Here is a 10,560-nt window from a genome sequence, read left to right as displayed (position 1 = left end):
TGGAGGTGGTTCATGGCGATTGCCAGTGTCTCATGTGCTTCCTGTGAAATGGAACCATAAGACATGGCACCTGTCTTAAATCGTTTTACGATATCATCTACGCTCTCCACTTCTTCAAGTGGAACCGGAGTCTCAGCAAACTTAAAGTCCAGAAGTCCTCTTAAGTTTCCGTGGTTTTCTTTATCCACCAGATCTGTGTACTGTTTGAACAGATCGTAGCTTCCTGTCCATGTGGACTGCTGCAGAAGATGAATAGTCTGAGGATTGTAACGATGTTCCTCTCCCTGACTTCTCATCTTGTGTGCGCCTACGCTGTCCAGAGTCAGGTCTGTAGGAAGTCCTAATGGGTCAAATGCTTCTGAGTGAAGCTTCTCTACATTCTCTTCAATATCATCCAGAGTGATTCCGCCTACACGGCTGACTGTACCAGTAAAGTATTTCTCGATCACATCTGAGGAAATACCGATTGCCTCAAAGATCTGAGATCCCTGATAAGACTGGATGGTGGAAATACCCATCTTGGAAGCAATCTTTACAATACCGCTGATCACTGCATGATTGTAGTCATCTACTGCTGCATAATAGTCTTTCTCCAACATATGACTGTCGATCAGTTCATGAATGGTCTCAAGGGCAAGGTACGGGTTGATTGCACTTGCGCCATAGCCAAGTAAGGTTGCAAAGTGATGTACTTCTCTTGGCTCTCCGGATTCCAGGATAATTGCAAGGGAGGTACTCTTTTTCGTCTTTACCAGATGCTGATGAACTGCGGATACTGCCAGAAGTGACGGAATCGGCATATGGTTTTCATCTACTCCTCTGTCTGAAAGAACAAGGATGTTTGCACCCTCACGGAATGCTTTATCTACTTCTACGAAAAGACGGTCAATGGCTCTCTCAAGTTTCGTACTCTTATAATATAAGGTAGAAACAACCGCTGTCTTGAAGCCTTCATGTTTAAAGCTCTTAATCTTCATCATGTCTGTATTTGTCAGGATCGGATTATTGATCTTTAATACCTGACAGTTTTCCGGTTTCTGCTCCAGCAGGTTTCCGTCTTTGCCTACATAAACACTTGTGCTGGTAACGATTTCCTCACGGATCGCATCGATCGGAGGGTTGGTAACCTGTGCAAAGAGCTGTTTAAAGTAGTCAAATAATGGTCTGTTCTGTTTGGAAAAGACTGCAAGTGGGGTATCCACACCCATGGCGCCGATGCTCTCTGCTCCGTTTAATGCCATGTTTCTGATGGAAGTACGGTACTGCTCATAAGTATAACCGAATGCTTTCTGCAGACGTGCTCTCTGCTCAGGTGTATATTCTTCCGGTCTTTCATTAGGGATCTTGATGTCTTTTAACTGTACCAGATGACTGTCCAGCCATTCACCGTATGGCTGCATTTTCATAGCCCTCTTTCAGTTCATTGTCATCAATTACTTTTCCCTTTACAGTATCTACAAGAAGCATTTTTCCGGGATGGAGACGCTCTTTTAATACGATCTTCTCTTCCGGGATCGGCAGAACACCTACTTCTGAGGAAAGGATCATATAACCATCGGAGGTAATATAATATCTGGATGGACGGAGACCGTTTCTGTCAAGGACAGCTCCCATCACATCACCGTCTGAGAAGAGGATAGATGCAGGTCCGTCCCATGGCTCCATCATGGTTGCATAGTACTGGTAGAAATCACGCTTTGCCTGTGAAATAGTATCATTGTTTGCCCATGGTTCAGGTATTGTGATCATCACTGCCAGCGGAAGTTCCATACCACTCATTACCAGAAATTCCAGTGTATTGTCAAGCATTGCAGAGTCGGAACCATTTCTGTTTACAACAGGGAGCACTTTATGAAGCTGTCCCTCCAGATATGGTGATTCCATATTTTCTTCTCTTGCAAGCATCTTATCTGCGTTGCCGCGGATGGTGTTGATTTCACCGTTGTGTACCATAAAGCGGTTGGGATGTGCTCTTTCCCAGCTTGGGTTTGTGTTGGTACTGAAACGGGAATGTACCATGGCGATTGCAGATTCATAATCCGGGTTCTGAAGATCTTCGAAGAAAGTACGAAGCTGTCCAACCAGGAACATACCTTTGTAAACGATGGTACGGCTGCTCATGGAAACTACATAAGTATTATCATTACTCTGTTCAAACTCACGTCTTGCAATGTAGAGCATACGGTCAAATGGAAGACCTTTTTCCACATCTTCCGGCTTTTTGATAAATGCCTGCATAATGCATGGCATACATTCTCTGGCTTTATGTCCAAGTACCTCCGGGAATACCGGAACCTGACGCCATCCAAGAAGTTCCAGGCCTTCTTTCTCAAGAATGATCTCAAACATCTTCTTTGCCTGTGCGCGTTTGATCTCGTGCTGCGGGAAGAAAAACTGTGCGATGCCATATTCTCTCTCATCGCCAATCTCAAATCCCTCTTTCTTACAGGCTTTTTTGAAAAATTTATGGGAAATCTGAAGAAGAATACCTACACCATCACCGGTTTTGCCTTCTGCATCTTTACCTGCACGGTGTTCCAGATGTTCTACGATTTTTAATGCGTTTGCAACAGTATCGTGGGTTTTCTTTCCTTTGATATTGACAACTGCTCCGATACCGCAGTTGTCATGCTCAAATTCAGGCCGGTACAGACCTTGTTGTTGCTGTTGTTCTCTCACTTCTTTCATAATCTCCTCATCCTTTCTATTTCTGCTGTTCTTCGCTTATTTTTTATTTCAAGTACACGAATGTGTTTGAGTAATTAATTACCTTTATAATCGACTGCCGCCTGAATAAATCCTCTGAATAAAGGATGTGCATGGTTCGGACGGGATTTGAATTCAGGATGTGCCTGGGTTCCTACATAGAACGGATGCCCTGCAATCTCAATCATTTCTACAATTCGGTTGTCAGGAGAAGTTCCTACAATATTCATTCCCTTCTCCTGAAGTTCTTTACGGAATGCGTTGTTTACTTCATAACGATGTCTGTGACGCTCATGAATCTCTTTCTTACCGAAGAGTTCATATGATTTAGAGCCTTCTGCAAGGATACATGGGTAGCTTCCAAGTCTTAAGGTTCCACCGATATCCTCGACATCTTCCTGATCCGGCATCAGTGCGATCACCGGGTGTTTGGTATCCGGATCAAGTTCAATGCTGTTTGCATCTTCATATCCAAGTACATGGCGGGCAAATTCTACGATTGCCATCTGCATTCCCAGACAGATTCCAAGGTATGGAATCTTATATACTCTTGCATACTGCGCTGCAAGAATCATTCCTTCTGTACCTCTGTTTCCGAAACCGCCGGGAACTAAAATTCCGTCTACATCATGAAGCTGCTGATCCAGATTTTTCTCTGTCAGTTCTTCTGAATCGATCCAGTCAAGCTCCACTTTTGCTCTGCAGGAAATTCCACCATGTTTCAATGCCTCTACCACACTGAGGTATGCGTCATGAAGCTGTGTATATTTTCCTACAATCGCAATTTTTACTGTTTTGTTTGGATTTCTCAGGCTTTCTACCATCGCTTCCCAGTCGCTTAAATCCGGTTTCCTGTTTTCCAGTCTCAGACTTGAGAGAACGACATCTGCAAGTTTTTCTCTCTCCATTGCAAGTGGAGCTTCATATAAATATTCTACATCCAGGTTCTGGAGTACATGACTGACTGGCACATTGCAGAACAGTGCGATTTTTTCTTTAATCTCTTCTGTCAGCTCATGCTCACTTCTGCATACCAGTATATCCGGCTGAATTCCCATTCCCTGAAGTTCTTTTACACTCGCCTGGGTTGGTTTTGTTTTCAGCTCTTCGGATGCTTTTAAGTAAGGAATTAACGTTACATGAATCAGAATTGCATTGTCATGCCCCACATTAAGCTGGAACTGACGGATGGCTTCCAGAAATGGCTGGCTTTCGATATCACCAACTGTTCCTCCGACCTCGATAATGGCAATCTTGTTTTCCTCCGGTGATTTGGCGCGGTAGAAACGACTCTTGATCTCATTTGTAATATGAGGAATTACCTGTACGGTTCCTCCGCCGAAATCTCCGTGACGTTCTTTCTGAAGAACGGACCAGTAAACTTTACCGGTCGTCACGTTGGAATTTTTGTCGAGGCTCTCATCAATAAATCTCTCATAATGTCCCAGATCCAGGTCTGTCTCTGTACCGTCATCTGTTACAAAAACTTCTCCATGCTGAATCGGGTTCATGGTTCCCGGGTCAATGTTGATATATGGATCAAACTTCTGCATGGTTACCTGGTATCCTCTCGCCTTGAGAAGACGTCCCAGGGATGCAGCTGTGATTCCTTTTCCAAGACCGGAAACAACGCCTCCTGTGACAAATACATACTTTACTGCCATTTTGATTTCCTCCTCCATCATCCTTGGTTTATAATGAAAAAGCGTCAGATACAGTATTCAGAGGGCACTTGACCCATCTGATATCCTGCATCTGACGCCTTTGTCAGATCAACATATCCTAATCAATATGTGTTTTCCTTTATTTCAATCCACAGTCAGTAATTTCACAAAATCTGACCTGTCAGCTCACCGCTGATTGTGACTTGTCCTATGTCAATAGGAGATACCGATTTCTCTCTGCCCACCACTGCTTATTGTTCTTCGCAACCTCCGCAGGGAACTTACTTGATTCGGTTAAATCTTCTACATATAACTTATCGAGAGAAAAGAATACTCCTCACAGATGTCTCTTAAAAATATGCTATACTATAAAACATTTTTTTTCGTTTGTCAACAATGAAGTTTCATCTTTAATCAAAAAGACAGCTTTGAATTCTTTATTCTTCAAGTCTGTCTTTTTTGAAATCAATATTTACTTATGAGCGAAAACTCTCATTATGCCACTGCAAACTTTTTCAAAGTACGATTGAATTCTTTGCTCTCACCATGGCAGTCTACAGTCAGAACCTTTGTCAGGTCAAGGCTGAGTACGCCAAGAATTGATTTGGCATCAATTAAAAATCTGTTATAATATACATCAACATCAAAATCGCATCTGGTTGCTGCGTTTACAAATTCCTGCACTTCTTCTGTTGCATTTAATTTAATCTTGCTCTGTGACATGAAAATCACCCTTTCTAAAGTTATGAGTAACTGTCCTGTATCTGTTGCTGCTGTACCATATATCAAAAATAATCAACACCTGACAATTACGGTTTCATTTTATGGAATGCACACATTATCTTCCTCATTGCGAATTTTGTCAAGTTATTTCGAGCATGTAATTTTATCCATAGGAACGTTATTTTTATACATTCAGTATATTTTTATCATATAATAAGTGTTATTTTTTGTCACTATTATTCATCCATCCTCTATATTGGTTATACCACTATGTGAGATTGATCCCATAATCTGTGACAAGTTTCTGCAATTTTTCACGAAATAAATATTACTATTCACTCCGTTCTTAATAGTACGTTTTGTAAAGCATTGACACATGAACAACAATGCATGTATGTATCTAAAACAAATTCTTTTCCTCTCCAGCCTTCTTTGTATATAAGCATAAAAATATAGAGGCAGGTAATCCCACCTCTATCTATAAATCAGATTCACTACAACTGATGCAGTACACTGTCAGCACACTGCACCTTTCAAATGTGAATCATCAACATTTCACAATGTCAGCAAACTCCGCATGACTATAATCCGGAATATCCATTGGATAATTTCCATCGAAGCATGCCTTGCATAATGGCAGACCGCCTGCCATTCCCTCCAGATAATCTGTCTGCATATATCCCAGAGAATCCGCACCGATCATCTTTCGGATTTCTTCTGTACTGTGACTTGCAGCGATCAGCTGGTCATTGGATGGAACATCGGTTCCAAAATAGCATGGATGCAAGAACGGCGGTGAACTGATACGCACATGAACTTCCTTTGCTCCTGCCTCTTTTAGCATATGAATCAGATTGGCAATCGTCGTTCCTCTTACAATAGAGTCATCCACCAGTACGATTCTCTTACCCTTGACAACCGATTCCAGTACACTCAGTTTCAGATGTACGCTGGACTCACGTTCTTCCTGCGTAGGTTTGATGAAAGTTCTTCCAATATAGCTGTTCTTATAGAAGGCAAAAGCAAACGGAATACCAGAAGCTTCTGAATATCCCTTCGCTGCCGGAAGTCCTGATTCCGGAACACCCGTTACGATATCCGCATCTACAGGATAAGACTTGGCAAGAGACTTTCCACCACGGATTCTGGCGTCATAAACCTTCACTCCGTCAATCGTACTGTCCAGTCTTGCAAAATATATATATTCAAATACACAATGGGCTCTCTTTGCAGTTGCAAGAGTCGCAAGTTCCATATTGGATTTCAGCCCATCTTTTGTGATTGTAAGGATTTCACCTGGCTCAATATCACGGACAAATTCCGCACTGACAGAAGTAAGTGCACAGCTTTCAGAAGCAACCACATATGTATTTCCTCTTTTTCCAAGACATAACGGTTTTAAACCATAAGGGTCACGAACTGCGATCAGTTTTCTCGGGCTCATGACAACCAGGCCATAAGCACCTTTGATTTTTCTGGCAGTTTTTAATACTGCTTCCTCTACGGTCTTAGAATGTACACGCTCCCTTGCAATATGGAATGCAATAACCTCTGAATCTGTAGTCGTGTGGAAAATCGCTCCATTCTGAATCAGTTCCCATTTCAGCTCCGGTGTATTTACCAGATTTCCGTTATGTGCAAGTGCAAGAGTTCCCTTTACATATGATAAAACAAGCGGCTGTGCATTCTCGGCAACAGAAGCTCCTGTGGTAGAATATCTTACATGACCAATTCCGATGTCTCCTTCGTATTTACGGACAACATCCTGTCTGAGAACCTCGCTTACCAGACCGAGATCCTTATGAAACTTCACATTTCCACGTTCTCCCTTAGTATCAGAAACTGCAAGTCCGCAGGATTCCTGACCTCTGTGCTGCAAAGAAGTCAGTCCATAATATATGGACGGAACTACGTTGCCGCCATCCAGGTCATAGATTCCAAAGACGCCGCACTCTTCTTTTATTCCAGCCATCTGATTTCCTCCGATTCTATTCAAATGTTCTTTTGTCTGGCAGGTTTCAAATCCAAAAAATCTTATCGTGCAGACACGAACAGCTTTTCGTCACTTAAACCCTGACATCCCAAATTATAATAATTGAAACAAATTTGTCAACCTATCCTTTTTTTGCCACATCTCAAAAATTTTTTCTGAATTTTTTCAAAAAAAGTGCTTGACATCTGTTTTCATTTCGTTTATAGTACAGCACATAAAGCAAAGGCGCTTTGGATTTGAGATAAGTCCAAGGCGCCTTTTTCGTTTTATACTTTTCGCTTTATAGAAAATTTTCGATGAGGAATTTTCTATGAGACGAAATCCGTTACAGATTTTATCGTGATCTGTAGCCGGACTACACATATTCATTTTATCAGCGAAATCACAAACCGAAAGGAGCGTACCTATATGGCACAGAATATCCCTGAACTGTACGGCAGCTTAGTTTTCAACGACAAAGTAATGCGAAGCAAACTGCCAAAAGACATGTACAAAGCATTAAAGAAAACAATCGAGAACGGCACACATCTTGAACTTGATGTTGCTAACTCCGTTGCAGTTGCAATGAAAGAATGGGCTACCGAAAACGGAGCTACCCATTATACTCACTGGTTCCAGCCAATGACAAACGTAACTGCTGAAAAGCATGACAGCTTCATTTCTCCTACAGGAGATGGACAGGTCATCATGGATTTCTCCGGTAAAGAACTTGTAAAAGGTGAGCCAGATGCTTCCAGTTTCCCGTCAGGCGGTCTTCGTGCCACATTCGAGGCAAGAGGATATACAGCATGGGATCCTACCTCACCGGCATTTATTAAAGATGGAACACTTTACATTCCTACAGCATTCTGTTCTTACAGCGGTGAAGCCCTTGATAAAAAGACTCCTCTCCTTCGCTCCATGGAAACACTTGATAAAGAAGCTACAAATCTTCTTCATATAATGGGAAATAAAGAAGTCAGACACGTCAATACAACCGTAGGTCCTGAACAGGAATACTTCCTGGTAGACAAAGAATTATATAAACAGAGAAAAGACCTTGTATTCTGCGGACGTACATTGATTGGTGCCCCTGCTCCTAAAGGACAGGAAATGGAAGATCATTACTTCGGTGCTCTTAAACCACGTGTTGCAGCTTACATGCATGACCTGGACGTAGAGCTTTGGAAACTTGGTATTCCGCTAAAACAAAACATAACGAAGTTGCTCCTGCACAGCATGAGCTGGCTCCTGTATTTGATACCACAAACGTTGCAGTTGACCATAACCAGTTAACAATGGAAGTCATGAAGAAAGTCGCAGACAAACATGATCTTGTATGCCTCCTTCACGAGAAGCCTTTCGAGGGAATCAATGGAAGTGGTAAACACAACAACTGGTCTATGATTACAGACACAGGTGTAAACATCCTTGATCGAGGCAAAACACCTGCTGAGAATACACAGTTTCTGATTTTCCTGACAGCTGTTATCAAGGCTGTTGATGAATACGCAGATGTACTTCGTATTTCTGTAGCAAGTGCCGGAAATGATCACCGTCTTGGCGCAAACGAGGCTCCGCCTGCTGTTGTATCCGTATTTCTTGGCGATGAGCTGACAGAGATCTGAAAATCTATCGAAAATGGTGAATACTTTGCAGGAAGCCGCGCTGTCCAGATGGATATCGGTGCAAAAGTACTTCCTCATTTCGTAAAGGAGAACACAGATACAGAAACCGTACTTCACCATTCGCATTCACAGGAAACAAATTCGAGTTCCGTATGCTTGGATCTAGAGGCTTCGTCGCCAACCCTAGATCACTGACACGGTGGTTCCTGCTGAGTGTGTACACCAGTTTGCAGAACAGTTAAAAAAGACGTTCCGGATGAAGAATATGGACGAAAATGCAATCCATGATCGATTAGGAAAACAATCACAGATCACAAACGCGTTATCTTCAATGGCAACGGATACCGACGAATGGATTGAAGAAGCCGAAGCGTGGTCTTTAGAACCCGAAATTCATACTGGATGCTTCTCCCAAAGTGGATTCAGATAAACAATATCATCCAACTCTTTACCAAATATCATATTTTCACAAAAGAAGAGATTGAGTCCCGTTATGAGATCTGGCTGGAAACTTATTCCAAGAAATGAAACATTGAGTCCAATACGATGGTTGAAATGGTACAGAAGGACTTCCTTCCATCTTAATTGCATACATTGATAAGATTGCAGCTACCGCCGGACCGCGAGCAATCAGTTGTCGCAGATGTAAGCACAGCTTCCGAAGGAAAACTAATCAAAGAGCTTTCACAGCTTGCCGACGAGATTTCCACAGGTCTTGACACCTTAAAGGCAGACACAGCAAAAGCTCTGGCTACCGAAGATCCTTGGCAAATGCAAAAGCATATCAGACAGTTGTTCTCCCATACTTGGAAACACTGAGAAATCTGTAGATGCTGCAGAGGTTCTGATTCCGGATGCACTGCTTCCATATCCTACATATGATAAGCTTCTGTTTTCCGTATAATTTGTAGGATTGCGGGAGCTGCAAAGCAGCGGAGCAATCCGCAGATATCAGGTAATAACAGGGGAATATCCTTATGAACTCTACTTCATAATTCATTATCGATTTCCTCATCCATTAATCACACGATATACGGATATTCCCTTGTTTTACATATAATTAATCGTAGCTTTCATGCATTACATAACAGATAACCCGCATCTTTTTGCATCAGATATGTTCTGCACTATAAAGCCAATAAAATTAAAATACTGATTTTATATTCGCAAAAGCGCGATGAACCTGTAAAATAATTCAGGCCATCGCGCTTTTTGATTCATATAAAATATGAGGAAATTTTTTATGAGGGAGGAATATTATTATGGAATTTTCCGCAGAAAAACACAATATGGGTGCTGGTCGGCGCCGCACTGGTCTTCTTTTATGCAGGCCGGATTCGCAATGGTAGAAACAGGCTTCACATGAGCCAAAAACGCAGGTAACATTATTATGAAAAACCTGATGGACTTCTGTATCGGAACCCCGGTCTTCTGGCTGGTCGGCTTCGGTCTGATGTTCGGTGAAGGTAACTCATTCAATCGGAAGATTGGTGGTATTGCAACAGAAGCACACTATGGTTCAGGAATGCTTCCTACGGAGTCCCTTGGCAATTCTGAATCTTCCAGACAGTATTCTGTGTATATCGCAACAATTGTTTCCGGTGCATGGGAGAACGTACCAAGTTCCTTTCCTATTGCGTCTACAGCCTTATGATCAGTCTCGTCGTATATCCGGATCCGGATACTGCATTCGGGGCGTGGATTTATCAGCCAGATGGATTCCACGATTTGCAGGTTCCTGTGCAGTACATATGGTAGGTGGTGTGGCAGAGCTCCATCGGTGCCATCATCCTTGGTGAAGCGGCGCACGAAAAACGCGAAAGCGTTTCACGATAAATGCGAAAACTACGTCCTGAAGTAAGTGTGG

6 protein-coding genes and 2 pseudogenes are annotated in these 10,560 nt (G+C 42.4%); 4 read left to right on the top strand and 4 right to left on the bottom strand.

Annotation, left to right across the window (positions count from 1 at the left end; all coding sequences use genetic code 11):
- From AC058W_RS16145 to purF, 4 genes and pseudogenes are all read right to left on the bottom strand, one after another.
- Nucleotides 1-2,688 (bottom strand): annotated as a pseudogene (locus AC058W_RS16145) (glutamate synthase central domain-containing protein); the annotation flags it as partial.
- Nucleotides 2,689-2,762: 74 nt separating this feature from the next.
- Entirely contained in the window at nucleotides 2,763-4,370 is a 1,608-nt protein-coding gene (locus AC058W_RS16140) for a CTP synthase (RefSeq protein ID WP_117846051.1), read from the bottom strand.
- Between the two features lie 495 nt (nucleotides 4,371-4,865).
- Nucleotides 4,866-5,093 carry an HPr family phosphocarrier protein gene (locus tag AC058W_RS16135; protein WP_117677525.1) on the bottom strand — a complete coding sequence of 76 codons (228 nt, stop codon included), beginning with the start codon at nucleotides 5,091-5,093 and terminating at the stop codon, nucleotides 4,866-4,868.
- A 547-nt stretch (nucleotides 5,094-5,640) separates the two neighbouring features.
- Entirely contained in the window at nucleotides 5,641-7,065 is a 1,425-nt protein-coding gene (gene purF, locus AC058W_RS16130; RefSeq protein ID WP_117846050.1) for an amidophosphoribosyltransferase, read from the bottom strand.
- Nucleotides 7,066-7,494: 429 nt separating this feature from the next.
- On the opposite strand from purF, the gene AC058W_RS16125 reads away from it, so the two are divergent.
- From AC058W_RS16125 to AC058W_RS16110, 4 genes and pseudogenes are all read left to right on the top strand, one after another.
- Nucleotides 7,495-8,361: a glutamine synthetase III domain-containing protein gene (locus AC058W_RS16125; RefSeq protein ID WP_479390319.1), complete on the top strand. Its 867-nt coding sequence runs from the start codon at nucleotides 7,495-7,497 to the stop codon at nucleotides 8,359-8,361.
- Complete coding sequence (locus tag AC058W_RS16120) at nucleotides 8,250-8,693, top strand: hypothetical protein (protein WP_479390318.1); 444 nt, start codon at nucleotides 8,250-8,252, stop codon at nucleotides 8,691-8,693. The genes AC058W_RS16125 and AC058W_RS16120 overlap by 112 nt, the downstream gene beginning before the upstream one ends.
- Nucleotides 8,694-9,095: 402 nt before the next feature.
- Nucleotides 9,096-9,221 carry a hypothetical protein gene (locus AC058W_RS16115; protein ID WP_479390320.1) on the top strand — a complete coding sequence of 42 codons (126 nt, stop codon included), beginning with the start codon at nucleotides 9,096-9,098 and terminating at the stop codon, nucleotides 9,219-9,221.
- A 726-nt stretch (nucleotides 9,222-9,947) separates the two neighbouring features.
- A pseudogene (locus AC058W_RS16110) lies at nucleotides 9,948-10,490 on the top strand (ammonium transporter); the annotation flags it as partial.
- Nucleotides 10,491-10,560: the final 70 nt, after the last annotated feature.

The organism is Blautia sp. CGZ-1-C1, assembly GCF_056504575.1.
This window is presented reverse-complemented; position numbering and strand designations above follow the sequence as displayed.

What these genes read in the sequence shown, in the direction of transcription:
- AC058W_RS16140 (WP_117846051.1), bottom strand. Translation starts at nt 4,370, where the DNA reads ATGGCAGTAAAGTATGTATTTGTCACAGGAGGCGTTGTTTCCGGTCTT.
- AC058W_RS16135 (WP_117677525.1), bottom strand. Translation starts at nt 5,093, where the DNA reads ATGTCACAGAGCAAGATTAAATTAAATGCAACAGAAGAAGTGCAGGAA.
- purF (WP_117846050.1), bottom strand. Translation starts at nt 7,065, where the DNA reads ATGGCTGGAATAAAAGAAGAGTGCGGCGTCTTTGGAATCTATGACCTG.
- AC058W_RS16125 (WP_479390319.1), top strand. Translation starts at nt 7,495, where the DNA reads ATGGCACAGAATATCCCTGAACTGTACGGCAGCTTAGTTTTCAACGAC.
- AC058W_RS16115 (WP_479390320.1), top strand. Translation starts at nt 9,096, where the DNA reads ATGCTTCTCCCAAAGTGGATTCAGATAAACAATATCATCCAACTCTTT.